This is a genomic window from Sphingomonas gellani (genome assembly GCF_900110035.1).
GTDB classification, from domain to species: Bacteria; Pseudomonadota; Alphaproteobacteria; order Sphingomonadales; family Sphingomonadaceae; genus Sphingomonas; species Sphingomonas gellani.
In genome coordinates this window covers 408,852-431,805 of sequence record NZ_FOCF01000001.1, presented here as the reverse complement: position 1 = coordinate 431,805, position 22,954 = coordinate 408,852, and the positions used below count along the sequence as shown (strand labels likewise).

22 protein-coding genes and 1 tRNA gene are annotated in these 22,954 nt (G+C 67.7%); 13 read left to right on the top strand and 10 right to left on the bottom strand.

Annotated elements, in window-relative coordinates:
* The first annotated feature begins 31 nt into the window (after positions 1 to 31).
* The 3 genes from BMX37_RS02225 (at position 32) to BMX37_RS02215 (ending at position 2,866) form a co-directional block, all read left to right on the top strand.
* Positions 32 to 1,180: a LysM peptidoglycan-binding domain-containing M23 family metallopeptidase gene (locus BMX37_RS02225; protein ID WP_093663824.1), complete on the top strand. Its 1,149-nt coding sequence runs from the start codon at positions 32 to 34 to the stop codon at positions 1,178 to 1,180.
* Positions 1,181 to 1,215: 35 nt separating this feature from the next.
* Complete coding sequence (tyrS, locus tag BMX37_RS02220; RefSeq protein WP_093664239.1) at positions 1,216 to 2,445, top strand: tyrosine--tRNA ligase; 1,230 nt, start codon at positions 1,216 to 1,218, stop codon at positions 2,443 to 2,445.
* A 121-nt stretch (positions 2,446 to 2,566) separates the two neighbouring features.
* Positions 2,567 to 2,866, top strand: a complete 300-nt coding sequence (locus BMX37_RS02215; protein ID WP_244501342.1) for a PilZ domain-containing protein — start codon at positions 2,567 to 2,569, stop codon at positions 2,864 to 2,866.
* Here BMX37_RS02215 and recG read toward each other — a convergent pair.
* The gene (gene recG / locus BMX37_RS02210) at positions 2,863 to 4,914 is read right to left on the bottom strand and encodes an ATP-dependent DNA helicase RecG (protein ID WP_093663822.1); all 2,052 of its coding nucleotides are present in this window, start codon (positions 4,912 to 4,914) and stop codon (positions 2,863 to 2,865) included. The two genes, BMX37_RS02215 and recG, sit on opposite strands and share 4 nt — an antisense overlap.
* 85 nt (positions 4,915 to 4,999) lie before the next feature.
* Between recG and BMX37_RS02205 the strand changes: the two genes are divergently transcribed.
* Together BMX37_RS02205 and mfd are read left to right on the top strand one after the other, a co-directional pair.
* Positions 5,000 to 5,266 carry an FAD assembly factor SdhE gene (locus BMX37_RS02205; RefSeq protein ID WP_093663821.1) on the top strand — a complete coding sequence of 89 codons (267 nt, stop codon included), beginning with the start codon at positions 5,000 to 5,002 and terminating at the stop codon, positions 5,264 to 5,266.
* Between the two features lie 41 nt (positions 5,267 to 5,307).
* Positions 5,308 to 8,778, top strand: a complete 3,471-nt coding sequence (gene mfd, locus BMX37_RS02200) for a transcription-repair coupling factor (RefSeq protein ID WP_093663820.1) — start codon at positions 5,308 to 5,310, stop codon at positions 8,776 to 8,778.
* Positions 8,779 to 8,782: 4 nt separating this feature from the next.
* Here the strand turns inward: mfd and BMX37_RS02195 are convergent, their stop codons facing one another.
* Positions 8,783 to 9,211 carry a YybH family protein gene (locus BMX37_RS02195; protein ID WP_093663819.1) on the bottom strand — a complete coding sequence of 143 codons (429 nt, stop codon included), beginning with the start codon at positions 9,209 to 9,211 and terminating at the stop codon, positions 8,783 to 8,785.
* Complete coding sequence (locus BMX37_RS02190) at positions 9,208 to 10,812, bottom strand: putative bifunctional diguanylate cyclase/phosphodiesterase (protein WP_093663818.1); 1,605 nt, start codon at positions 10,810 to 10,812, stop codon at positions 9,208 to 9,210. Before BMX37_RS02190 ends, BMX37_RS02195 begins: the two co-directional genes overlap by 4 nt.
* A gap of 11 nt (positions 10,813 to 10,823) precedes the next feature.
* Here BMX37_RS02190 and moaA point away from each other — a divergent pair, with 11 nt between their 5' ends.
* The 5 genes from moaA (at position 10,824) to BMX37_RS02165 (ending at position 13,965) form a co-directional block, all read left to right on the top strand.
* Positions 10,824 to 11,840, top strand: a complete 1,017-nt coding sequence (gene moaA / locus BMX37_RS02185; RefSeq protein WP_093663817.1) for a GTP 3',8-cyclase MoaA — start codon at positions 10,824 to 10,826, stop codon at positions 11,838 to 11,840.
* Positions 11,837 to 12,619, top strand: coding sequence for an NAD kinase (locus BMX37_RS02180; RefSeq protein ID WP_093663816.1), 783 nt, complete (start codon positions 11,837 to 11,839; stop codon positions 12,617 to 12,619). Before moaA ends, BMX37_RS02180 begins: the two co-directional genes overlap by 4 nt.
* A gap of 87 nt (positions 12,620 to 12,706) precedes the next feature.
* Positions 12,707 to 12,781, top strand: a tRNA-Asn gene (locus BMX37_RS02175).
* A gap of 27 nt (positions 12,782 to 12,808) precedes the next feature.
* A complete protein-coding gene (locus BMX37_RS02170) occupies positions 12,809 to 13,225 on the top strand; it encodes a secondary thiamine-phosphate synthase enzyme YjbQ (RefSeq protein ID WP_093663815.1) in 417 nt (138 codons plus the stop codon).
* Between the two features lie 107 nt (positions 13,226 to 13,332).
* Positions 13,333 to 13,965: a CC0125/CC1285 family lipoprotein gene (locus BMX37_RS02165; protein ID WP_093663814.1), complete on the top strand. Its 633-nt coding sequence runs from the start codon at positions 13,333 to 13,335 to the stop codon at positions 13,963 to 13,965.
* A gap of 82 nt (positions 13,966 to 14,047) precedes the next feature.
* Here BMX37_RS02165 and secA read toward each other — a convergent pair whose 3' ends face one another.
* From secA to BMX37_RS18625, 4 genes are all read right to left on the bottom strand, one after another.
* Positions 14,048 to 16,786, bottom strand: coding sequence for a preprotein translocase subunit SecA (gene secA, locus BMX37_RS02160; protein ID WP_093663813.1), 2,739 nt, complete (start codon positions 16,784 to 16,786; stop codon positions 14,048 to 14,050).
* A 97-nt stretch (positions 16,787 to 16,883) separates the two neighbouring features.
* Positions 16,884 to 17,144 carry a hypothetical protein gene (locus BMX37_RS02155; RefSeq protein WP_093663812.1) on the bottom strand — a complete coding sequence of 87 codons (261 nt, stop codon included), beginning with the start codon at positions 17,142 to 17,144 and terminating at the stop codon, positions 16,884 to 16,886.
* A gap of 18 nt (positions 17,145 to 17,162) precedes the next feature.
* The gene (locus BMX37_RS02150; protein WP_093663811.1) at positions 17,163 to 17,699 is read right to left on the bottom strand and encodes an energy transducer TonB; all 537 of its coding nucleotides are present in this window, start codon (positions 17,697 to 17,699) and stop codon (positions 17,163 to 17,165) included.
* A gap of 21 nt (positions 17,700 to 17,720) precedes the next feature.
* A complete protein-coding gene (locus BMX37_RS18625; RefSeq protein WP_170841797.1) occupies positions 17,721 to 17,879 on the bottom strand; it encodes a hypothetical protein in 159 nt (52 codons plus the stop codon).
* Between BMX37_RS18625 and argJ the strand changes: the two genes are divergently transcribed.
* Positions 17,873 to 19,099 carry a bifunctional glutamate N-acetyltransferase/amino-acid acetyltransferase ArgJ gene (gene argJ / locus BMX37_RS02145; RefSeq protein ID WP_093663810.1) on the top strand — a complete coding sequence of 409 codons (1,227 nt, stop codon included), beginning with the start codon at positions 17,873 to 17,875 and terminating at the stop codon, positions 19,097 to 19,099. The genes BMX37_RS18625 and argJ overlap by 7 nt on opposite strands.
* 190 nt (positions 19,100 to 19,289) lie before the next feature.
* The gene (locus BMX37_RS02140) at positions 19,290 to 19,490 is read left to right on the top strand and encodes a hypothetical protein (RefSeq protein WP_139197940.1); all 201 of its coding nucleotides are present in this window, start codon (positions 19,290 to 19,292) and stop codon (positions 19,488 to 19,490) included.
* Positions 19,491 to 19,601: 111 nt separating this feature from the next.
* Here the strand turns inward: BMX37_RS02140 and BMX37_RS02135 are convergent, their stop codons facing one another.
* The 3 genes from BMX37_RS02135 to hemN form a co-directional block, all read right to left on the bottom strand.
* Positions 19,602 to 20,324 carry a Crp/Fnr family transcriptional regulator gene (locus BMX37_RS02135; protein ID WP_170841796.1) on the bottom strand — a complete coding sequence of 241 codons (723 nt, stop codon included), beginning with the start codon at positions 20,322 to 20,324 and terminating at the stop codon, positions 19,602 to 19,604.
* Between the two features lie 187 nt (positions 20,325 to 20,511).
* Positions 20,512 to 20,721 (bottom strand): hypothetical protein, encoded by a 210-nt coding sequence (locus BMX37_RS18620; RefSeq protein WP_170841795.1) that lies wholly within the window; start codon positions 20,719 to 20,721, stop codon positions 20,512 to 20,514.
* Positions 20,722 to 20,743: 22 nt separating this feature from the next.
* Positions 20,744 to 22,066 carry an oxygen-independent coproporphyrinogen III oxidase gene (gene hemN, locus BMX37_RS02130; protein WP_093664238.1) on the bottom strand — a complete coding sequence of 441 codons (1,323 nt, stop codon included), beginning with the start codon at positions 22,064 to 22,066 and terminating at the stop codon, positions 20,744 to 20,746.
* 126 nt (positions 22,067 to 22,192) lie between these two features.
* Between hemN and BMX37_RS02125 the strand changes: the two genes are divergently transcribed.
* Positions 22,193 to 22,891 carry an OmpW/AlkL family protein gene (locus tag BMX37_RS02125; protein WP_093663807.1) on the top strand — a complete coding sequence of 233 codons (699 nt, stop codon included), beginning with the start codon at positions 22,193 to 22,195 and terminating at the stop codon, positions 22,889 to 22,891.
* The last annotated feature ends 63 nt before the right edge of the window (positions 22,892 to 22,954 follow it).

Sequence of the window (22,954 nt, the reverse complement as noted above, 5' to 3'; positions counted from 1 at the left end):
TCTCGCGCACGTTCCGATCGGGGGAGAGGCCATGCGCCGGTCTGTGGTTGCGATGGGCGGTGCGCTGTGGCTGTGCGGCTGCATACCGCAGGTCGACGCGCCCCCGGCGGAGGCATACCGCGCGCGCCCTGCCCCGCTCCCCGAGGCGGAACCTGCGGACCAGGACAGACCACCGCGCCGCGCGCCCGACCGGGGGTACGAACCGTCACCTCCCTGGCCGGCGGTGCGGCAGTCCCCGCTCGTCACCCCGCCCACCGACACGGTCAGCGCGCTGCCCGCACCACGCCCCGCCTGGGAGACGCGGCCGGTCGCCGCCGATGCCGGGCGCATCGCGGAGGACGTCTATGTCGCGGTGCCCGGCGATACGCTGGGTCGGGTGGCGGAACGTACCCGTGCCGGGGCCGATGCCATCGCCTGGGCCAACGGCCTGCAACCACCCTTCACCATCCTTGCGGGGCAGCGCCTGCGCATTCCCGGTGGCCGCTATCACCTGATCCGCCCGGGCCAGACGGGTATCGGCATCGCGCGTGCCTATGGCATCGAATGGTCGCGCATCATCGCCGTGAACGGGCTGAGCGAACCGTTCGTGCTGCGCGTCGGGCAGCGGGTCCTCATCCCCGATGCGCCGTCGGGTGGCCCCAGCCTGGCCGAGCGGGCCGCCGCGTTCAGCCTGGACGTGGACGACATCCTGACCGGCGGCGAACCCGCGCTGGCGAAGGACGAGGCGCCGGCCCGACCCGCCGCGACTCCGCGCCGCGTCCTGCCCGCGACCGCGGCCGTGGTCGCGCCGGCGCGCCTGGCCGGCGGCTTCGTCTGGCCTGTCGACGGCCGCGTGGTGAAGCGCTTTGGCCGGGGCGGCAGTGGGGAGCGTAACGACGGCATCAAGATCGCCGTGCCGCTGAACACGCCCGTGCATGCGACCGCCGATGGCGTCGTCGCCTATGTCGGCAGCGGTATCGCCGCGCTTGGCGGGCTGGTGATCGTGAAGCACGGCGACCGCTGGACCAGCGTGTACGGCCATGCGTCCAAGCTGATGGTGCAGCGCGGCCAGGCGGTGAAGCGGGGCCAGACGATCGCGCTGTCGGGCGACACCGGCTTTGCCGATCGGCCGGAACTGCACTTCGAACTGCGCAAGGGGCGGGTCCCGGTCGATCCCCTCGGCCAGCTGCCGCCGGGGTGACGGGGACGGAGCGGGTGTGTAAGCGCGAACACGCCATGACCAGCTATCAGTCCGACCTGCTCCGCACGCTGTCCTCGCGCGGCTATATTCACCAGATGACCGATGCCGTCGCGCTGGACGCGCTGGCCGCGAAACAGGTGGTGCCGGGCTATATCGGCTTCGACCCCACCGCCCCCTCGCTGCATGTCGGCAGCTTGGTGCAGATCATGCTGCTGCGTCGTCTGCAACAGACCGGGCACAAGCCGATCGTGCTGATGGGTGGCGGCACCGGAAAAATCGGCGACCCGAGCTTCAAGGACGAGGCGCGAAAGCTGCTGGGTGAGGAGGGCATCCGCGCCAATGTCGCATCGATCAAGCGGATCTTCGACCGCTTCCTGACATTCGGCGACGGACCGACTGATGCGGTCATGCTGGACAACGCCGAGTGGCTGGACGCGCTGGAGTACATCCCCTTCCTGCGCGACGTTGGCCAGCATTTCTCCGTCAACCGCATGCTCAGCTTCGATTCGGTGAAGCTGCGTCTCGATCGCGAGCAATCGCTTAGCTTCCTCGAATTCAACTACATGATCCTCCAGGCCTATGACTTCATGGAACTGTCCCGGCGGGCGGGATGCCGGTTGCAGATGGGCGGGTCCGATCAGTGGGGCAACATCGTCAACGGCGTGGAACTTTCGCGCCGGATGGACGGAACGGAGGTGTTCGGTGTCACCACCCCGCTGCTGACCACGGCCGACGGCGCGAAGATGGGCAAGACGGTGGCCGGGGCGGTGTGGCTGCACGAGGACCAGCTGCCGCATTTCGATTACTGGCAATTCTGGCGCAACACCGACGACCGCGACGTCGGCCGCTTCCTTCGCCTGTTCACCGACCTGCCCCTGGACGAGATCGCACGGCTGGAGGCGTTGCCCGGCGCCGAGATCAACGAGGCCAAGAAGGTGCTCGCCAACGCGGCGACCGCGATGTGCCGCGGAGCCGATGCGGCCGAGCAGGCCGCGGAAACGGCGCGCCGCACGTTCGAGGAGGGAGCAGCCGGCGACACCTTGCCCAGCCTGTCGGTACCCGGCGGCACGATCGGTATCGTCGAGGCTCTGGTGACACTCGGTCTGGCTTCGTCGAACGGCGAGGCCCGTCGCAAGATCGCGGAGGGCGCGGTGCGGATCGATGGCGAGGCGACGCGCGATCCGGCGCATGTCATCACGGTGGACGCCAGCGTGCGCCTGAGCCTGGGCAAGAAGAAGGTTGGCGTGCTCAACCGGGCAAGTTGATCGAGATACGATATTGGAATTAATTAACCAGCGTTCTTGGGTTACACTTCACACCGCCTCGGCTACCTGACCGTAGGAAGAAAGGTGGTTTGGCGATGCCGCGAAACGTGATGCAAGGATCGTGACCGAGGCGCGCCGCGAACATCGAGACGAGGTTCATCACCGTACCCGCGGCACCGGACCCGATGGACGCCCGCTGACGCTGGTCGTGGTCAACCTGTCGCCCAGCGGACTGATGGTGCGGTGCGAGGCCGATTACGCGGTGGGTGACAGCATCCTGGTTCAGTTGCCGCTAGTCGGGACAGTGACGGCGGAGATCCGCTGGGCGCTCGGCGGCCGGTTCGGGTGCCGCATGGAGCCGGCCATTCCGGCCGGACGCTATTACGCGGTGCTGAGCGCGATGGGCGGCGCCACCGGCTAACCGGACCGCAAGCGGGCGACGCCGGCATCCCGCTCGAACAGGTACAGCGCGACGCGCGCCGCGGCGCCGCGATCGCCCTCCAGACCGCCGTCCCGGTCGATCAGCAACCGCGCGTCGTCCTGCGCGCAGGGCAGCAGATCGGACAGCATGTCGGGCAGGACCAGCCGGAACCCCTCTTCACCCGACTGTCGCGTGCCGAGCAGTTCGCCGCCACCGCGCAACCGCAAATCCTCCTCCGCGATGCGGAAGCCGTCATTGGTCTCCCGCATCAGGGCGAGCCGCGCGCGCGTCGTCTCGCTCATCGCATTGCCGCGGACCAGCAAACAGCGCGACAGGCCACCACCGCGCCCGACACGCCCCCGCAGCTGGTGCAATTGCGCGAGCCCGAATCGGTCGGCATGCTCGATCACGATCAACGTCGCGTTCGGGACGTCCACGCCGACCTCGATCACCGTGGTGGCGACCAGCACGCCCAGCCGATCGCCCGCGAACGCCTCCATCACCGCATCTTTTTCAGGCGGCTTCATGCGCCCGTGTACCAGACCGACACGATCGCCGAAGCGCGCGCGCAGCGTCTCCGCGCGTGCCTCGGCCGCGGCCAGGTCCGACTTCTCGCTTTCCTCCACCAGGGGGCAGACCCAATAGGCCTGACCGCCGTCGGCCAAGTGCCGACCCAGCGCCTCCACCACCTCGTCCAGCCGATCCTCCGACACGACACGCGTCTCGATCGGCTTGCGACCGGGCGGCATCTCGTCCAACCGGCTGACGTCCATCTCGCCATATTGCGCCAGCGTCAGCGTGCGCGGGATGGGCGTGGCGGTCATCGCCAGCAGATGCGGCGTCACACGCCCCTTCGCCGCCAGCATCATCCGCTCCGCCACGCCGAAACGGTGCTGCTCGTCGACCACCACCAGCGCCAGGTCCTTGTACCCGACCGCTTCCTGGAAAATGGCATGGGTGCCGACTAGGATGTCGATCTCTCCGGACGCCAGGCCCATCAGCGTCGCCTCGCGCACCCGACCCTTGTCCCGCCCGGTCAGCACCCCGACGTTGACCGGCAGACCAGCGAGCAGCTTGCGCAGCGTTTCGTAATGCTGTCGCGCCAGGATCTCAGTCGGTGCCAGCATCGCGCCCTGCCCCCCGGCCTCCACCGCGATCAGCAACGCCATGGCGGCGACCAGCGTCTTGCCCGCGCCCACATCCCCTTGCAGCAGTCGCAGCATCGGGCTCGCCTGGGCCAGATCGCCCTCGATCTCCGCCACCGTACGGCTCTGCGCGCCGGTCAGGCTGTACGGCAACCGCAACTGGTCGCGAAGCCGGCCGTCGCCCTTCAGCGCCCTGCCCTTGCGCCGCCGCGTGTCCTGTCGGACCAGCGCCATCGCCAGCTGGTTCGCGAACAGTTCGTCATAGCCGAGCCGTTCGCGCGCGATGCGGTCGGCGGGGTCGGCATGGATGCGGGTCAGCGCGTCGCGCCAGTCGGGCCAGCCGCGTCGCGCCTTCAGGCTCGGCTCGATCCATTCGCTCAAGCCAGGCGCGCGGCCGAGCGCCTGTTCGACCAGCCCGCCTAGCCTGCGCGAGGTCAGCCCCTCCGACAGCGGATAGATCGGCTCCCTCTCGCGGAAACCCTCTTCCTCGTCGGACAGATCGGGGTGGATGATCTGCAGGTCCTGGCCGTACGTTTCCAGCTTGCCGGACACGCGCCGCGGTTCGCCCAGCGGCAGCAGCTTCTTCACCCAACCCGCATTGCCACCGAAAAATACCAGGCTGGCGATGTTGCCGGCGGTATCCGCAGCCTGCACCCGCATCGGCCCGCGACCGGCGCTCTGGCGGTAATCGCGCGGGGTCAGCGTGATCGAGATCGTCCGACCCGCATCACCCGCGTCGAGCGTTTCGCGCGGCACCCGGTCGATCCACCCGACCGGCAGATGGAACGCCATGTCGACCACCCGTTCCAGCCCGAGACGGCCGAGCGGCTTGGCAAGAGCGGGACCGACCCCTTTCAGTGCGGTCGCTTCGGCGAAGAGCGGATTGAGGATGTCGGGACGCATGGCTATCTGCACCGATATAGCCAAGCCGACGCCCGCCGCCAGCGGGGGCCGGCCCGTTCGCATTCGTCACACGCACCGGAGCGTCATGGATCACGACACCCGCCTGAAACGCCTGCGCTTCCGCGCCTGGCATCGCGGCACCAAGGAGGCCGATCTAATGATCGGCGGTTTCTTCGACGCGCACGGCGAACACCTGACCCCGGCGGAGCTGGACTGGTTCGAGGCTCTGCTGGAACAGCAGGACGTCGACATCATGGCATGGGCCATCGGGTCGCAGCCGTGCCCGCCCGAATGGGATGGGCCGGTCATGGCAAGGATGCGGACGCTGACCTACGTCCCCCTGCCCCGCTGATCCACAAATCAACACTACCCCGCTGCATCGGACCCGACGATTTGCCCGACATCAAGACGATCCTTTCGGCGACCCGCCCCCTGACCCTGTCGGGCGTGCCGACCGGCTTCCTGCCCTCCTTGCTCGCCGACCTGGCGCGCGCGGCGAGCGGTCGGGCGGTGTTCATCGCGCCGGACGATGCGGCGATGCGCGCGGTGGCGTCCACAGCCCCGTTCTTCGCGCCTGAGCTGGAGGTGATCCAGTTCCCCGCCTGGGACTGCCTGCCATACGACCGTGCCTCCCCCACCCTTCGCGTCATGGCGGAGCGGATCGCGGCGCTGCACCGCTTGCAGGCAAAGGCGAAGGGGCCTCAGCTGCTGCTGACCACCGCCAACGCGGCGACCCAGCGCGTGCTGACCCCGTTCCGCATCCGACAGCTGGTCGCGAACCTGAAACCGGGCGAGCGGATCGACCTGAACCGTTTGAGCGCGCTGTTGCAGGCGAACGGCTATGTCCGCACCGACACGGTGCACGACGCGGGCGAATATGCGGTGCGCGGCGGCATCGTCGACCTGTTCCCGAGCGGCGAGGAACAGGCGCTGCGCCTGGATTTCTTCGGTGACGAGATCGAGTCGGTCCGTACATTCTCCCCGGAGGATCAGCGCACCACCGGGCGGATCGACGGCTTCACCCTGCTGCCCGCCTCCGAGGCGCTGCTGGACGAGGAGTCGATCAAGCGTTTCCGTACCCGGTATCGCGAGACGTTCGGCGCCACCGCCACCGGCGATCCGCTGTATCAGGCGGTTTCTGACGGCCGCAGGCTGGCCGGAATGGAGCACTGGCTGTCGCTGTTCGAGGAGCGGCTTGCGACCCTGTTCGACCATATCGGCGACGGGGACGTGGTGGTGCGCGACGCGGGCGTACCCGGCGCGGCGCAGGGCCGGCTGGAGGCGATCGCCGACTATTACGAGAATCGCAAACGCGCGGAGGGCGCGCAACCGGGCAGCTATCGCCCGCTACCCGCCAAGGTGCTGTATCTCGACACCGCCGAGTGGAAGGACGGGCTGGACGCACGCCGCGCCCATCTGACGTCACCGTTCCATGAGCCGGAAAGCGCCACGGTTCTCGATTTCGGCGTCGACGGCGCCCGCGACTTCGCGCCAGAGCGCGCCGCGAGCGAGAATGTCTACGAGGCCGTGGCCAAGCATGTCGCGAAACTGCGCAAGGACGGGCGCAAGCCGATCCTGGCCAGCTATTCGGCCGGCGCGCGGGAACGGCTGGCCGGGCTGTTGAAGGATCATGGCCTCGCCGGATTGAAGGCCGTCGACGGGTGGCAGGACGCGCTGGGCCATGCGGACACCAGCAAGACGGCGGGTGCCGCGCTGGTGGTGCTGCCGCTTGACCACGGCTTCACCGCGCCGGGCGTGGCGGTGCTGACCGAACAGGACATGCTGGGCGACCGGCTGGTACGCCGGGCGAAGCGGCGCAAGTCGGCGGACGCGTTTCTGGCGGAAATCGCGTCGCTCACGCCCGGCGACCTGGTGGTGCACACCGAACATGGCATCGGCCGCTATAACGGCCTGACCAGCGTGCCGGTCGGCAAGAGCCCGCACGACTGTGTCGCGCTGGAATATGCCGGCGGCGACAAGCTGTACGTGCCGGTCGAGAACCTGGAAGTGCTGTCCCGCTACGGATCGGGCGAGGACGGCGCGGCACTGGATCGGCTGGGTGGAGAGGCCTGGCAACGGCGCAAGAGCCGCATGAAGGAGCGCATCCGCGAGATCGCGGGCGAGCTGATCGCGGTCGCGGCCGAACGCGCGCTGCGTCCCGGAGAGGTCGCGGAGCCCGATCCCAGCGGCTACCCCACCTTTGTCGACCGCTTCCCGTATCAGGAAACCGAGGATCAGGATCGCGCGATCGACGACGTGCTGTCCGACCTCGGCGCGGGCAAGCCGATGGACCGGCTGGTCGTGGGCGATGTCGGATTCGGCAAGACGGAGATCGCGCTGCGCGCCGCGTTCGTCGCGGCGCTGGGCGGCATGCAGGTGGCGGTGGTGTGTCCCACCACGCTGCTCGCGCGCCAGCACTACAACAACTTCAAGGCGCGGTTCGAAGGCTTTCCGATCGAGATCGGCCGCCTGTCGCGTCTGGTCACGGCGACCGAGGCGAAGAAGACGCGCGACCAACTGGCGGACGGCACGATCGACGTGGTGGTCGGCACCCATGCGATACTGGCGAAGGCGATCGACTTCAAGCGGCTTGGCCTGGTCATCGTCGACGAGGAACAGCGTTTCGGCGTCACGCACAAGGAGCGGTTGAAGGCGCTGAAGGCCGACGTCCACATGCTGACCCTGACCGCCACGCCCATCCCCCGCACGCTGCAGATGGCGATGAGCGGCATCCGCGAGCTGTCGGTGATCCAGACGCCGCCGGTCGATCGCCTGGCCGTCCGCACCTACATCATGCCGTGGGACCCGGTCGTGCTGCGCGAGGCGTTGCTACGCGAACATTATCGCGGCGGCCAAAGCTTCCTCGTCACGCCGCGCATCGCCGACCTGCCGGACATCGAGGAGTTCCTGCGCAACGAAGTGCCCGAGGTCCGCTACGTCGTCGCGCACGGCCAGATGAGCCCGACCGAGGTCGAGGAGCGGATGAGCGCTTTCTACGACAAGAAGTTCGAGGTGCTGATCTCCACCACGATCGTCGAGTCCGGCCTGGACATCCCGTCCGCCAACACGATGATCGTGAACCGCGCAGATCGCTTCGGCCTGGCCCAGCTCTACCAGCTACGCGGCCGCGTCGGCCGGTCAAAGACCCGCGCCTATTGCTACCTCGTCACTCCGCCAGAGCGACAGATGACGGAAGCGGCGGACAAGCGGCTGAAGGTGCTGTCCGATCTCGACTCGCTCGGCGCGGGTTTCCAGCTGGCCAGCCACGACCTTGATATCCGCGGCGCGGGCAATTTGCTGGGCGACGAACAGTCCGGCCACATCAAGGAGGTCGGTTACGAACTCTACCAGTCGATGCTGGAAGAGGCGATCATGGATGCGAAGGCGGGCGGCCTGACCAGCAACCGTCCGAAGGATTTCTCGCCCCAGATCACCGTGGACGCGCCGATCCTGATCCCGGAGGATTACGTGCCCGACCTGGATCTGCGCATGGGTCTGTACCGGCGCCTGAACGATCTGGACAAGGCACAGGAGGTGGAGGCGTTCGCCGCCGAACTGATCGACCGCTTCGGCCCGCTGCCCGATGCGACGGAGAACTTGGTCAGCGTCATCCAGATCAAGCTGAACGCGAAGAAAGCCTGCATCGCCAAGATGGATGTCGGGCAAAAGGGGGTACTGGTGTCGTTCCACAACGACTCACCGCCAAACGTCGCGGGGCTGATCGCCTATGTCGACCGGCTGGGCGGTGTGGCGAAGCTGCGGCCGGACGCGAAGCTGGTGCTGCAACGCGCGTGGCCGGATGCGAAGGCGCGGCTGAACGGCGCGCTGTCGCTGTCGAAGGGGCTGGCGAAAGCGGCGGGCTGATCCGTCAGCTGCTGTGATCGGACACGATGCGCCACCCCGCCGGGCGGCGCTCGAACAACAGCGTCGTCATGCCGCTCTCGATCCGGTCGCCGGTCAGCGTCCAGCGGGCCCAGAGCAGCCGGTGGCGCGCATCGATGACCCGCGTGCCCAGGAATTGGAAGGACAAGCGCCCGCGCTTGTTGGCGCCGGCCGCTCCCTTTCCAACGAAGCTGGGCCGGTAATGCGCGGCGATCGCCGCCTTTCCGCGGATCAGCCCCTTGTCGACGACAAAGGTCGCGTCGTCGGCATATATGGTCATGAACCGGTCCAGATCGCCGGCGTTCCAGCCTGCCGCGCTCTGGCGCATCACCGCGGCCACGGGGTCGGGCGCAGCGGCAACCGCCCCCGGCAGCGACATCAGCGAAAGTGCCAGCCAGCCGATCGCACGCATCATCGTGTCTCCATCCAACGGATCAATTCGTCCTCGTCCATTGGCTCCGCCAACAGAAAGCCTTGATAGGTCGCGCAGCCCTCGGCCGCGAGCAGCGCCCGCTGTTCCTCGGTTTCGATACCTTCCGCCACCACCGCGAGCCCCAGCGACCGCGCCATGTCGATCGCGCCGCGCACCACCACCCGATCGCGCTCCGTTCCGGCGATGTCCTGCGCCAGGCTCTTGTCCAGCTTCAGGTAATCGACCGGCAGCGCCTTCAGCCATGCCAAGCTGGAATAGCCGGTGCCGAAGTCGTCGATGGCGACACGACACCCCGCCCCCCGCAACCGGGTCAGCAGTGCCGCTGCGGCCGGCAGGTCCTCCATCAACCCCGTCTCCGTGATCTCCAGCGTCAGCCGCCCGCGCGGCACGCCGCTGGCATCGACCCGGTCCAGAAACGTCTCGGCGAAACCGGGACGCGCCAGATCCCCCGGCGTCAGGTTCAAGGCGACCCTCAGATGCGCCAGAGCGGCCGGCCACGCGGCGACCTGCGTCAGCACCAGCCGCTGGATGTGGTCCGACAGGGCCAGCGCGATGCCCGCATGGTCGGCGGCGGCGAACAGCGATTCGGCGCTCAGCGGGCCCAGTTCCGGGTGCTGCCACCGGGCCAGTGCCTCCACCCCCACCACGCGGCCGCTCGTCAGGTGCGCCTGAGGTTGGAAGCGCAGCGTGATCTGGTCGTCCGCCAGCGCGCGGTGCAGGTCGATGGCCAGCGCGCGGAGCGAGGGTTCGTCATCCCCTTCGTACACGCGGCTCCATCCGTCGCCCTCGTCCGCCATGGCCCGGTCGGCGCGCGCCAGCAGCGCGGAAGCGTCGTCGCCAAGCCGCAGCCCGGCCAGACCGATGCGGCTGCCCAGGATCAGCGAAGCGCCCGCGATGCGGAATGGGCGGTCCAGCGCCTCCTCCACCCGGGCGGCCGCGATGATCGCACCCTCCGGCGGACCGGCGAGCAGTGCGGCGAAGCCCGGGCCCGGCACCCGGGTCAGCAGCGTGTCGCCCTCATCGGCGGCCAGCGCCTCCAGCACAGATGCGATGCGCCGCTCGGCCGCGGCGACCAGCGCGGTGCCCGCCTCCCGACCATGGGCCGCGTTGACGAGGTCGAGCCGCAACAGCGTCACACGCACCATGGTCGCGGGCTGGCCGGCGCGCAGTCCGCCCAGCCACGCCGCCAGCGCGCCATCGCCCTCTCGCCGTTCCCGATCGACACCCGCCACGCGTCCGCACGCCTGATGCGCCGCGCGCAGGCTTTGCTCCAGCGACAAAGCGCCATCCGCCAGGTGCAGGTGCGTCGCACCCGCGGCCAGCGCGGCATCGGCCAGCGCGGTGTCGGGCAGGATCGCCAGCACCGCCGTGTTGAATGCGGCGGCCTTGCGGATGGCGGACAGCCCGGCCGACACGTCACCCGTCAGGTCGACCGTCCGCACCCGATCATCGGCACCCGCGTCCTGCGTCGAGACAGGAATTTGCACTTCGTTGCCGATCGCCTGTCCCCTTGTGAGCGCGCCACAGATTAGCTTGGCATCGATCCCGCGGGAACCGACTTGTTTGCCAAGCGTAGCGATCATAGCTCGTGACTATGGCCATTGCTCTTTCTTCTGCCGACCGGCGCCCGCTAGTCGATTCGCATGGACGGGCGATCCGCTACCTGCGCGTGTCCGTCACCGATCGGTGCGACCTGCGCTGTCGCTATTGCATGGCGGAACAGATGACGTTCCTGCCCCGGCGCGCCCTTCTCCAGCTGGAGGAGATCGCGATCATCGCGGAGCGCTTCATCGCGCGCGGCGTGACGAAGCTGCGCCTGTCCGGCGGGGAGCCGCTGGTCCGGCGCGATGTCGGGCAGCTGATCGATCGTCTGGGCCGCCATGTCGGCGACGGCCTGGAAGAGCTGACGCTGACCACCAACGGCACGCGCCTCGCCGAGCATGCGGAGCGCCTGTTTGCGGCCGGCGTGCGCCGCGTGAACGTCAGCATGGACAGTGTCGACCCGGATACCTTCCGCTTCATCACCCGCCATGGCGATGTCGCGCAGGTGATCGGCGGCATCCGCGCCGCGCGTGACGCGGGGCTGCGGGTCAAGGTCAACGCCGTCGCGCTTGCCGGGCTGAACGAGGATCAGATCCCGTCCCTTCTGGCCTGGTGTGCCAACGAGGGGGTGGATCTGTCGCTGATCGAAACCATGCCGTTGGGTGCGATCGACGAAGATCGGGTGGATCGCTTCGTCCCGCTGGGTCGCGTGTTCGAGAACCTGTCGACCCGCTTCCCGCTCATACGTGACACGCATCGCACCGGCGGACCCGCGCGCTATTGGCGGGTGAACGGCACGGACACGCGCCTTGGCCTGATCTCGCCGCTGACTGCGAACTTCTGCGACGGTTGCAACCGGGTACGGCTGACCACGGATGGCAAGCTTTATTCCTGCCTCGGCCATGACGATCAGGTCGACCTGAAGGCGGCGTTGCGGTCGGGTGGAGTGGAGGCGGTGGACGACGCGATCGATGCCGCCCTGCTCGCCAAGCCGCGCCGCCACGACTTCCGGATCGGAGCAGGCGCAGCGCCTGCGGTCGAGCGGCACATGAGCGTGACCGGCGGATGAACACCTTTGAACGGCGGGCTCTGGTCGTCTCGCCAACCGCCGCGGCGCAGGCCGCCGCTGCCGAACTGGCCGACACGTTCGACTGGGTCCGGGCGGAGGACGACCCCGACGTGATCGTTGCGCTGGGCGGCGACGGCTTCATGCTCCAGACGCTTCACACCATGCTGGAACGGCGTCGACCCATGGTGCCCGTGTTCGGGATGAACCTGGGCACGGTCGGTTTCCTGATGAACGAGTGGCGGCGGCATGATCTGGGTGGCCGCATCGCGCGCGCAAAGCCCTTCGTCGTCACGCCGCTCAGCATGACCGCCACCGGCATCGACGGGCGGGTGCATCAGCGTCCCGCGATCAACGAGGTGTCGTTGCTGCGTGAGACGCGGCAGACCGCCAATCTCGAGATCACGGTCAACGATCGCGTCGTCATGCCCGAACTCGCCTGCGACGGGGTGCTGGTGGCGACCCCCGCTGGCTCCACCGCCTACAATCTGTCGGCGCAGGGCCCCATCCTGCCGCTGGGTTCCGGCATGATCGCCCTGACTCCGATCAGCCCGTTCCGCCCGCGTCGCTGGCGCGGCGCCATCCTGCCGGACAAGGCACGCGTGTCGATCAAGGTGCTCGACGCCGCCAAGCGGCCGGTATCGACCGTGGCCGACCAGTTCGAGGTGCGCGACGTCGCCAGCGTCGACATCTGCATGGACCGCGCGCGCGAACTGACCCTGTTGTTCGATCCCGAATATGCCCTCGACGACCGGATCACCATGGAGCAGTTCATCGCCTGACCGGTGAGCGGATCAGCCAAGGCAGCACCCGAAATTCAGGGTTGCATCGGCTGAAATGCCGCGTATAGAGCCGCCTCCACCGAATGATCCCTGATAGCTCAGCGGTAGAGCTCTCGACTGTTAATCGAGCGGCCGTAGGTTCGAATCCTACTCAGGGAGCCATTCGGTGCTGTTGCGCATTGCCCCCATATGCGACAATCCCACACAATTCTGACCATACAGACGCCCGGTGCCGGGTTGCACGACTTCACGGCGCGTGTCGTAGATTGGTGTGCCGGGCAAGACGTGACGGACGGGCTGCTGACCCTGTTCTGCCGGCATACGTCCGCGTCGCTGCTGATCCAGGAAAATGCCGCGCCGGCTGCGCGACGCGACGTGGAGCGGTATTTCGCGCGCATCGCCCCTGAATCCCGTGACTATGAGCATGACGACGAGGGTGCGGACGACATGCCAGCTCATCTGCGCACTGCCCTCACCAGCGTACAGCTGTCCGTCCCGATCATCGGTGGCTCGCTTGCACTCGGCACATGGCAGGGCATCTATTTGTTCGAGCATCGCCGGCGGCCGCACCGCCGCGAGATCGTGCTTCACCTGATCGGCGAATAGAGCGACAAAGCGTGCACAGTCGGAGCCAAGTCGTTCATCGCACGTTCCATTTGCACGACCTATTTTGCGGCTGTTCGCCGCATCCGCCGCGAATGGAGTGAAATTACATGGCATTCTCCTTTGGCCGAAAGGTGGCTCTGGGCGCGTTCGCGTCGGGGGCCCTCCTGGTCGCCGGTTGTGCGACCGAAACCGCTTACCGGCCTGCGACCGGGCAGGGATTCTACCGACAGGGCTATAGCGAGCGGCAGATCGAGCCCAGCCGCTTCCTGGTCAGCTTCGCGGGCAACTCGGTCACATCACGTGACACGGTCGAGCGTTACCTGTTCTTCCGGTCCGCAGAGCTGACGTTGCAGCAGGGTTACGACTATTTCGTGATGGTCGATCGCGACACCGATCGGCAGAGCCGCACCTACACCACGCCGGGGCTCGGCGGCGGCTGGGGCTATGGCGGGCTGGGCGGGTATTGGGGTCCGTCCTGGCGCTATTATGGCCGTGGCTTTGGCGGCTTCGGCTATAATCGCGGCTTTGGCGGCTTCGGCTGGAGCCCGTGGTATGGCGGCGGTTTCGGCGGCTGGAACGACTTCGACGTGCAGACGGTCGACCGCTTCGAAGCTACAGCGGAGATCGTAATGCGCAAGGGGCCGATCCCGCAGGGCAACGTCCGCGCGTTCGATGCACGCCGGGTGGTGGAGACGATCGGGCCGAGCGTCGTGTTGCCGGGGCAGGAGCGCCGCCGCTGACGTTCGCCACGGCGTAAATGAAAAAGGGCCGGGTTCCCGATCGGGAGCCCGGCCCTTTTTTTGTGGCAGCGCTATATCGCGATCAGGCGACCGCGCCGTGGCAATGCTTGAACTTGCGTCCCGACCCGCACGGGCATGGCGAGTTGCGGTTCACCTGTCCTTCCCACGCAGCCGGGTCCTCGCCCTCGGGCATATCCGGGCGCGCCATCTGCAACGGCGGCATCTGGGTCTGCACCAGCCCCAAGGTGCCCGCATCGATGTCGCGCGTGTCGTCTTCGCCCGTAAACGGGTCGAAATGGCTGGTGATGAAGTCGGGCAGTTCCGGCAATTCGGGCGGCGGCTGCAACTGGAACTGTGCGTGGGCGATGGTGCGGGTCACATCCAGCCGAATCGCGTCGAGCATCCGCTGGAACAGGCTGAACGCCTCCTGCTTATACTCGTTGATCGGCGTCTTTTGCGCATAGGCGCGCAGGTGGACGACCTGACGCAGCGCGTCGAGGGTCGCCAGATGCTCCTTCCAGTGATGATCCAGATTCTGGAGCAGGATCGACTTCTCGACGGAGGTCCAGGTATCCGACTCCAGCTCGGCCGCCTTCTCCGCGACCAGGGCGTCGGCCGCCTGCTGGACGCGCTCCTCGACCAGTTCTGGATCGATCGCCTCCTCGTCACGCCATGCATCGACGGGCAGGTCGAGGCCCAGCTGCTCCTGCAACTGGGTCCGCATTTCCTCCACGTTCCACTGTTCCGGATAGGATCCGGGGGGGCAGGCCGCGCCGACGATCTCGTTCGCCGTCTCGCGACGCATGTCCTCGACCATCTCGCCGACCGTGTCGGAGTCCATGATGTCCGCGCGCTGTTCGTAGATGACCTTGCGCTGGTCGTTCATCACGTCATCGTATTCGACGACCTGTTTGCGGATGTCGTAGTTGCGCGCCTCGACCTTCTTCTGCGCGGTCTCGATCGCCTTGGTCAGCCACTTGGACCCGATCGCCTCCCCGTCCTCGATATTGGACCGCATCATGCGCGCGAACAGCGTGTCCGGGCCAAAGATGCGCAGCAGGTCGTCGTCCAGCGACAGGTAGAAGCGGGACAGGCCCGGATCGCCCTGGCGGCCCGAGCGTCCGCGAAGCTGGTTGTCGATGCGCCGGCTCTCATGCCGCTCGGTGCCGAGCACGAATAGGCCGCCGGCCGCCAGCACGGCGCCCTTCTCCGCCGCGATCTCCCCACGGATCGCCTCCGCTTGCGTGTCGTACTCGGGCGTGCCGGGGGCCAGTTCCGGATGCTCGTCCAGCATGCGGAATTCCATGTTGCCGCCCAGCTGAATGTCCGTGCCGCGCCCGGCCATGTTGGTCGCGATCGTCACCGCGCCCAGCCGTCCGGCCTGCGCGACGATGTGCGCCTCCATCTCGTGATAGCGCGCGTTCAGCACCTTGTGATCGACGCCCTCCTGGTTGAGGAACTCCGACAACAGCTCCGACTTCTCGATCGAAACGGTGCCGACCAGCACGGGCTGGCCCTTCATGGCATGTTCGCGGATCTTCTTGGCAATGGCGCGGAACTTGTCCTGCGTGTTCTTGTAGAACTCGTCCTCTTCATCGACCCGGTTGATCGTCCGGTTGGTCGGGATGGTGACGACGTTCATCTTGTAGATGTCGTAGAACTCTGCCGCTTCCGTCGCGGCCGTTCCCGTCATGCCGCTGAGCTTAGGGTACATGCGGAAATAGTTCTGGAAGGTGATCGAGGCCATGGTCTGGTTCTCGGGCTCGATCGTGACGCCCTCCTTGGCCTCGACCGCCTGGTGCAGACCTTCGGACCAGCGACGTCCGTCCATCATGCGGCCGGTGAATTCGTCGATGATGACGACCTTGCCGTCCTTCACGATATAGTCGGTGTCGCGCTTGAACATCTGGTTCGCGCGCAGCGCCTGGTTCAGGTGGTGCACGACCTGCGTGTTCTCGAAGTCGTACAGATTCGCGCCCTGGAGCAGCCCCGCCGTCTCCAGGAGCCGCTCCGCCCGCTCCGTGCCCTCTTCGGTCAGGATGATGGAGCGCTGCTTCTCGTCCTTCTCGTAATCCTGCGGCTCGAGCTGCTTCACGATCGCATCGACGCTCATGTACAGGTCGGACTTGTCGTCCGTCGGGCCGGAAATGATCAACGGCGTGCGCGCCTCGTCGATCAGGACCGAATCGACCTCGTCGACGATCGCCATGGCGAACGGACGCTGCACCATCGATGCGCGCTCATACTTCATGTTGTCGCGCAGATAGTCGAAGCCGAACTCGTTGTTCGTGCCGTAGGTGATGTCGCTGTTGTACGCCGCGCGACGCTGCTCGTCGGACAGGTTCGGGACGATGACGCCGACGCTAAGGCCGAGGAAGCGGTAGACCTGGCCCATCCATTCCGCGTCGCGGCTGGCGAGATAGTCGTTGACGGTGATGACGTGGACGCCGTCGCCGGGCAGCGCGTTGAGATAGGTGGCGAGCGTGGCGACCAGCGTCTTGCCCTCACCCGTCCGCATCTCTGCGATCTCGCCGCGATGCAGGACGATGCCGCCGATCATCTGCACGTCGAAGTGGCGCATGCCAAGCACGCGCCGCGCCGCCTCGCGCACCGTGGCGAACGCCTCCGGAAGCAGGGCGTCGATCTTCTCGCCCGCGGTCAGCCGCTCGCGGAACCGCGTCGTCTGCGCCGACAGGGTGGCGTCATCCATCGCCTCCAGCGTGGGCTCGAACGCGACGATCTTGGCGAGCAGCGGATTGAGCGACTTGACGTACCGGTCGTTGGACGAACCGAAAATGGACTTGGCGAGGCCGCCGAACATGGGCGTGTTCCTATATGGCAGGGGCAGGCATCGCTGCCCGCCGGAAATATGTGGAGCGCGATACAAATCGCGCGGAGAGGGGGGTCGGCCGCGTCGCCTATTCGCGACGGCGCTGCGCATAGAGCGGTGCGGCAGGGCGCAGGATGAGCGGCACTGCCGCCACGGCGATCGCCACCGCGTCCACCCACCCCTGTACCGGTCGGGCATCGGCCACGGCCCGCTTCGCGGTGGTCAGGCGGGCCGCATGGGCAACCTGCTCGATCTGCTGACCGACCGCCGCGCCCTGAACCGGTCGCGCGCCCGTGATCGCGCCGGTCAGCGCGGTCAGGAAAGCGGACAGGAGAAGCAGCAGATCCAAGCGCAAAGCCTCAACGGTTCACCGCGACATAAGGGCGCTCGCCGCAAAAAGCCACATCGCGCGGAGCCAGTCGTCGTAGATCGTCTCCGACTGCATCCGCAGAAACACTTGCGCGCCGACCGGACGTTTGCCGCGGGTCATGGCGGGCATGATCTTCTTACCCACCGGGTAGGCGGCGCAGGGCCCTTGTTCAGGCGTGTCGACCTCCGCGGGCGATACCTGACACGCCGTGATCTGCCCTGCCGGAGAAACCGTGATGCGGGTTTCTACGGTAAAGGGACCGCCCCTGGTGCGATCGACATCGATCGTGGGCATCTGCTGGTCGGTAGGCAGCGTCCAGCGCACCGGCATCAGATACTCGCCACCCACGGCTCGACCGACCTTGTCGTGGGCGGGCGTGAAGAAGGCACGCGCCATGGCGATGGCGCAAGTTCCGTCGTCCAGTACGGACGAGCCGCTCGATTCACGGACGTGGCAGGCGGCCGGCTTGCCTGATGCGTCGACGGACAGCATCACCACGACCCGGCCCTCCTTCTTCGTGCGCACAGCGGCGATGGGATAGTCGGACGCGTCGAATCATTCGGCCACACCGCTGACAGGCACTGGCGGCGTCTGCGCCCGCCCAGCGCCAGCGAGGAACGGCATCGCTGCCACGATCACCACCTTGCCAGCCCCGTTCATGCCGCTATCCCCCACGTCGCCATCAGCCTCCATCAAGGATCGCGCGCGTGTCATCCGCCGTTTCCCCGCTTGCCCTGCCCTTCCCCGAACTGCCCGCGATCGGCGGCGTGACGCTGCGGGTCGCCCGTGCCCGCTACAAGACGTGGGACAGGTGCGACCTGACCTACGCGGAACTCGCGCCCGGTACCGCGGTGGCCGGCGTCACCACCCAGAGCCGCTGCCCATCGCCGGAGGTGGAATGGTGCCGCCGCGCGCTGGTGTTAGGCAACGCGCGGGCGCTGGTGGTGAACGCCGGCAATTCCAACGCGTTCACCGGCGATCGCGGACGCGCGGCGGTGGAGGCGATCGCGGCGCGCACCGCCGGCCATCTGGGCTGCATGCCGTCCGACGTGTTCGTCGCCTCGACCGGCGTCATCGGCGTGCCGCTGCCGATCGACCGGGCAGAGGCCGGCCTGGACGCTGCCTTCGTCGCCGAGCCATGCGACTGGCGTGCAGCGACGGAGACGATCGGCACGACCGACACCTTCGCCAAGGCGGCGGTGACACGCGCGGTGGTCGACGGCCGCACCGTGACGCTGGTCGGGATCATCAAGGGGTCGGGCATGATCGCACCCGACATGGCGACCATGCTGGGCTTCATCTTCACGGACGCGGCGGTGGAGGCGCCCTTCCTGCAACGCGCCCTGTCCGCGGCCAATGCGGCGAGCTTTTCGTGCATCACCGTCGACAGCGACACGTCGACCAGCGACACGGTGCTGGCCTTCGCGACCGGCACCGCGGGCAACGCGCCGCTGGCGGCCGACGACAGCGACGGCGCCGACGCCTTCCGCGCGGCACTAGCCGATTTGTGCCTGCAACTCGCGCATCTGGTCGTGCGCGACGGTGAGGGCGCGTCGAAGTTCATCCGCATCGACGTGACGGGCGCAGAGAGTGACCGATCCGCCCACCGCGTCGCGATGAGCGTCGCCAACTCGCCCCTGGTGAAGACCGCAATCGCGGGGGAAGACGCGAACTGGGGCCGCGTCGTCATGGCGGTCGGCAAGGCCGGCGAGGCGGCGGAGCGCGACCGGCTCGCCATCCGCTTCGGCAACACGCAGGTGGCGGAGGGCGGTCTGGCGGTCAGCGGCTATGACGAGGCGCCGGTCGCCGCTCACCTGAAGGGTCAGGATGTCGAGATCGGCGTCGACCTGGGAATGGGCGAAGGACGCGCGACGGTGTGGACGTGCGATCTGACGCATGGCTACATCTCCATCAACGCCGACTATCGCAGCTGAAATCGGCCATGCGGTTGCCCTTTCCGCTTCCCGGTCCGTTTATCGCCGCCGCCGCGTCCCTGATGTTGGCGGGATGCGAAGGCCCTGAGGCGGACCCGCGCGCGGAACAGCGCGTGGCGGCCGAACGGCGCGCCGATCGGAACAAGGCGGGGGCCAAGAGTAGAAGTGGGTCGTCGGCATGGAGGCCGGCGTGCGGATCCAGGCCTCGCAGAAGCGGGTGGATGAACTGGAGGCGGAGGTCGCGGTGCTGAAGAACACACCCGAGCGGCTGGACCTCGATCTGCTGACGCAGCGGGTCTTGCGGTTGGAGGTGGCGGCGAGCAGCGCTGCCGTCGATCCGGTCACCGGTTCACCCGTTGTCCAAACCACCAGCCCGGCCAAATCGACTTAGCCCTCGCCTAACCAGTCCTCGTCAACCCAGACCAAGCCGAGCCGCGCCCCTGTACGCCCCGCGCGAAAGCCTGGATCGCTGGAACTCGACCTGCGCTGACCGACGCCAGGGTCAGGCCGCCAGCCGCTCCAGGTCGACGGGGCGGTGCACGACGAAACTGCGTAGGTCGGGCAGACCGATCACCCCTTCCCGGCTGAACGCGCGCATCTTGCGGCTGACCGTCTCGATGGTCAGGCCCAGCACGTCCGCGATCTGCTGACGCGACAAGGGCAAGGGGACCGCCTCCCCATCCGCATCGCCGGAGCGGCCGGCGATCTCCAGCAACAGGCTGGCGACCCGCTCCTCGGCCGATTTGCGACCCAACAGGCGCATCCATTCCCGCGCGCGGTTCAGTTCCGCAAAGGTCTTCATCAGCAGCGCCTGGCTCAGCCCCGGCTCATCGCTCAGCATCGCCAGGAAATCGGATCGGCGGATCACGCAGACGCTGGTCTCCGTCAACGCCACCACGCGCTGCTCATGCCGCGCGCCGAAGGGCGTTCCGACAAAATCGCCGGCGAAGGCCAGCCCGACGATCTGCTCCTGCCCTTCGGCATCGCCCATGGTCAGTTGCATCATGCCTGACCGGACGTTCGCGACCAGATCGGCGTCTTCCCCGTCCCAGATCAACGTGTCGCCACGCTTCAGCCGCCGTGTCCGACCGATGCCGGCCAGTCGCGCACCCGCTTCCGCCGTCAGGGCGCTGCACACCCCGTCCCTGCGCCCCTCACACAGGCCGCAGCGATCGACGACGTTGCCAGCACCCCCCTGGATGATCGACAGCGATTGAACGGACATCGAAACCTCGCTCCCCCGTAAGCGCGTGTGCGCTCCCCGGTCCGCAGGTGCCCCGCGCAGGGCAGCCGAGACATACGCAAATGCCCGGAGGAACCCGCGATTGGTCGGGCGAGCTGCGGTGGCAAGGCGAGGTCGGGTGGATGGTCGAGGCGATCCTTTGATCGCGGAAAGGACGTTTGGACGAGCCTCAGTCCGGTACTGATCGCCCGTGCCGCTGCTTGTCCTTGCGTCCGCACACGGCATGGCACCCGCCCGAACAGTCGCGGCCGTCGTTGCCCTTGTGACGCATCGGGATTTCCACGGTGCCGCCATGGGCGCCGCACAGGCCTACCAGCAAACGGGGCTGCGCAGCGGCGGACAGCGGCGAGGTCGCCGCGAGCGCCCCCGCCGCGGCCATCGCCAGCGCACCGGGAAGCGGCTTAGACCGCACTGCTGAAGGTCTTGGCCGGCTGCGCGCGATGCGGGTCCAACACCGCCGCGATCGTCCGGGCATAGGGCAGCGCCGCTGCGTCCAGCACGACCCGGTCGCCATCCCAGCGCAACAGGCCCCGCTCCTCGAAGCGGAGCATCTGGTCCCGCACCCCGGCCAGATCGGGTATGCCGGCCAGATCGGCCTGACCGCTACACAGCAGGCGCTCGATGGCCAGCCCGCGCAGACGATCTACCGGCGAGCGCATCAGGCCGCGTGCCGTCGCGAACGCCCCCGCCCCGATCCGCATCTGGTACCGGCCGGCATTCTTCTCGTTCTGGAGCAGCGCGCCGGGAAATGAGCTGATCGACGAGGCGCCCAGCCCGATCAGCACGTCCGCCTGATCCTCGGTGAACCCCTGGAAATTGCGGCGCAGCGTGCCGGCTTTCGCCGCAATGGCCAGATCGTCGTCCGACACTGCGAAATGATCGAAGCCGACGGGCTGATACCCTGCCGATCCGAACAGGCGATGGGCCAGTTCCGCATGGCGGAAGCGCGTCGCCGCATCCGGCAGAGCCGTCGCGTCGATCCGCCGCTGCCGCGCGATCAGATTGGGCACATGCGCGTAGCCGAACACGGCCACCCGCTCCGGCGCGAGGGCCAGTGTCCGCTCGATCGAATCGATCAGGTCGGCATCGACCTGTCCGGGCAATCCGTACATCAGGTCGAAGTTGATCGACCGGGTGCCGGCTGCGCGCAGGCGCTCCACCGTGCGCGCGATCATCTCCTCTGGCTGCACGCGCCCGATGCGCGCCTGCAAGTCGGGGGAGAAGCTCTGCACGCCCAGGCTGGCGCGGGACACGCCCGCCTGACGCATGGCGTCCGCCCATTCCGCCGTAAAGGCGCGCGGGTCGACCTCCACCGACGTCACCGACGTTCGCGTGTCGAACGCCTCGTGCAATTGCGCGCTGAGCGCCAGGAAGTCGTCGGGATCGAGCGCGTTCGGGCTGCCCCCGCCCCACGCGATGCGCGAGATCGGCACCCGCCGCCCCAGGCGACGCGACAACAGGTCGATCTCGCCGCTCAGCCGCTGCACATAGGCGGCCAGCCGCCCGCGCCGGTTCGCCGCGCCGGTGTTGCAGCCGCAATACCAGCAGATTTCATGGCAATAGGGCACGTGCAGGTACAGCGAAACGGCCTGCTTTACCGGGATCGCCGCCAGCTGCGCCTCCAGATCGGCCGGCCCCACGGAGTCGCCGAATTCCGCCGCCGTGGGATAGCTGGTGTAGCGCGGCACGGGCCGGGCGAGCAGGTCGGGATGATAGGTCCACATGCGCGGGACCATCGCCGCCCATCGCGACCACAACCTTGATCGCGGTCAAACCCCCGCTTGCCGACGGTCAAGGAGGCGGCGGCCGTCCGAGTCTAGCAGCCCTCCCATCATCACGGAGGTTAAACGATGAAAACCCTGACGCTCTTCTGCTCGGCAGCAGCGATCCTGGTCGCGGCACCGGCGGCGGCCCAGATCGACACCACGACCGCACCGACGGCAAGCACCGGCATCGCGGCCGGCGACGTCCTGTTGCGTGTCCGCGGTATCATGGTTGCGCCCAACGAGCGGTCGGGCAGCATCCAGCCGACGTTCCCCGGCGAACGGGTCCGCGTCAACAACTCCTTCATGCCCGAGGTCGACGTGACCTACATGGCGACGGACAATATCGGGTTCGAGCTGATCGCCTCCACCACGAAGCACAAGGCGTCCGGCCGTACCGGCACGACCGGTTCGATCGGCAAGCTGGCGTCCACTTGGGTGCTGCCGCCGACGCTGACGGCCCAGTACCACTTCAACCCGACCGGCACGGTCAGGCCCTATGTCGGCGCAGGCATCAACTACACGATCTTCTGGAACGAGAAGGCGTCGAAGGGCCTGGAGGCCGCCGTCGGACAGACCCACGTGCGCATGAAGGACAGCTTCGGCTGGGCCGCCCAAGCCGGCATCGACGTGGACGTCTCGCCACGCGTGTTCGTCAACCTGGACGTCAAGTATATCGACATCGACACCACCGCGCGCCTGCGTACCACCGCGATCGGTACGCAGCGGGTGAAGGTCAACCTCGATCCGCTGGTGTTCGGCGCCGGCATCGGCTTCAGGCTGTAAGGGGGGCTGAAGGTCCGTAGCTTTACGGATCGATGGCAGGCCTGATAGGGGCGAGGCGGAGGT

What these genes read in the sequence shown, in the direction of transcription:
- BMX37_RS02225 (WP_093663824.1), top strand. Translation starts at nt 32, where the DNA reads ATGCGCCGGTCTGTGGTTGCGATGGGCGGTGCGCTGTGGCTGTGCGGC.
- tyrS (WP_093664239.1), top strand. Translation starts at nt 1,216, where the DNA reads ATGACCAGCTATCAGTCCGACCTGCTCCGCACGCTGTCCTCGCGCGGC.
- recG (WP_093663822.1), bottom strand. Translation starts at nt 4,914, where the DNA reads ATGCGTCCCGACATCCTCAATCCGCTCTTCGCCGAAGCGACCGCACTG.
- BMX37_RS02205 (WP_093663821.1), top strand. Translation starts at nt 5,000, where the DNA reads ATGGATCACGACACCCGCCTGAAACGCCTGCGCTTCCGCGCCTGGCAT.
- BMX37_RS02195 (WP_093663819.1), bottom strand. Translation starts at nt 9,211, where the DNA reads ATGATGCGTGCGATCGGCTGGCTGGCACTTTCGCTGATGTCGCTGCCG.
- BMX37_RS02190 (WP_093663818.1), bottom strand. Translation starts at nt 10,812, where the DNA reads ATGATCGCTACGCTTGGCAAACAAGTCGGTTCCCGCGGGATCGATGCC.
- moaA (WP_093663817.1), top strand. Translation starts at nt 10,824, where the DNA reads ATGGCCATTGCTCTTTCTTCTGCCGACCGGCGCCCGCTAGTCGATTCG.
- BMX37_RS02180 (WP_093663816.1), top strand. Translation starts at nt 11,837, where the DNA reads ATGAACACCTTTGAACGGCGGGCTCTGGTCGTCTCGCCAACCGCCGCG.
- BMX37_RS02170 (WP_093663815.1), top strand. Translation starts at nt 12,809, where the DNA reads ATGCGACAATCCCACACAATTCTGACCATACAGACGCCCGGTGCCGGG.
- BMX37_RS02165 (WP_093663814.1), top strand. Translation starts at nt 13,333, where the DNA reads ATGGCATTCTCCTTTGGCCGAAAGGTGGCTCTGGGCGCGTTCGCGTCG.
- secA (WP_093663813.1), bottom strand. Translation starts at nt 16,786, where the DNA reads ATGTTCGGCGGCCTCGCCAAGTCCATTTTCGGTTCGTCCAACGACCGG.
- BMX37_RS18625 (WP_170841797.1), bottom strand. Translation starts at nt 17,879, where the DNA reads ATGACACGCGCGCGATCCTTGATGGAGGCTGATGGCGACGTGGGGGAT.
- BMX37_RS02135 (WP_170841796.1), bottom strand. Translation starts at nt 20,324, where the DNA reads ATGTCCGTTCAATCGCTGTCGATCATCCAGGGGGGTGCTGGCAACGTC.
- BMX37_RS18620 (WP_170841795.1), bottom strand. Translation starts at nt 20,721, where the DNA reads ATGGCCGCGGCGGGGGCGCTCGCGGCGACCTCGCCGCTGTCCGCCGCT.
- hemN (WP_093664238.1), bottom strand. Translation starts at nt 22,066, where the DNA reads ATGTGGACCTATCATCCCGACCTGCTCGCCCGGCCCGTGCCGCGCTAC.
- BMX37_RS02125 (WP_093663807.1), top strand. Translation starts at nt 22,193, where the DNA reads ATGAAAACCCTGACGCTCTTCTGCTCGGCAGCAGCGATCCTGGTCGCG.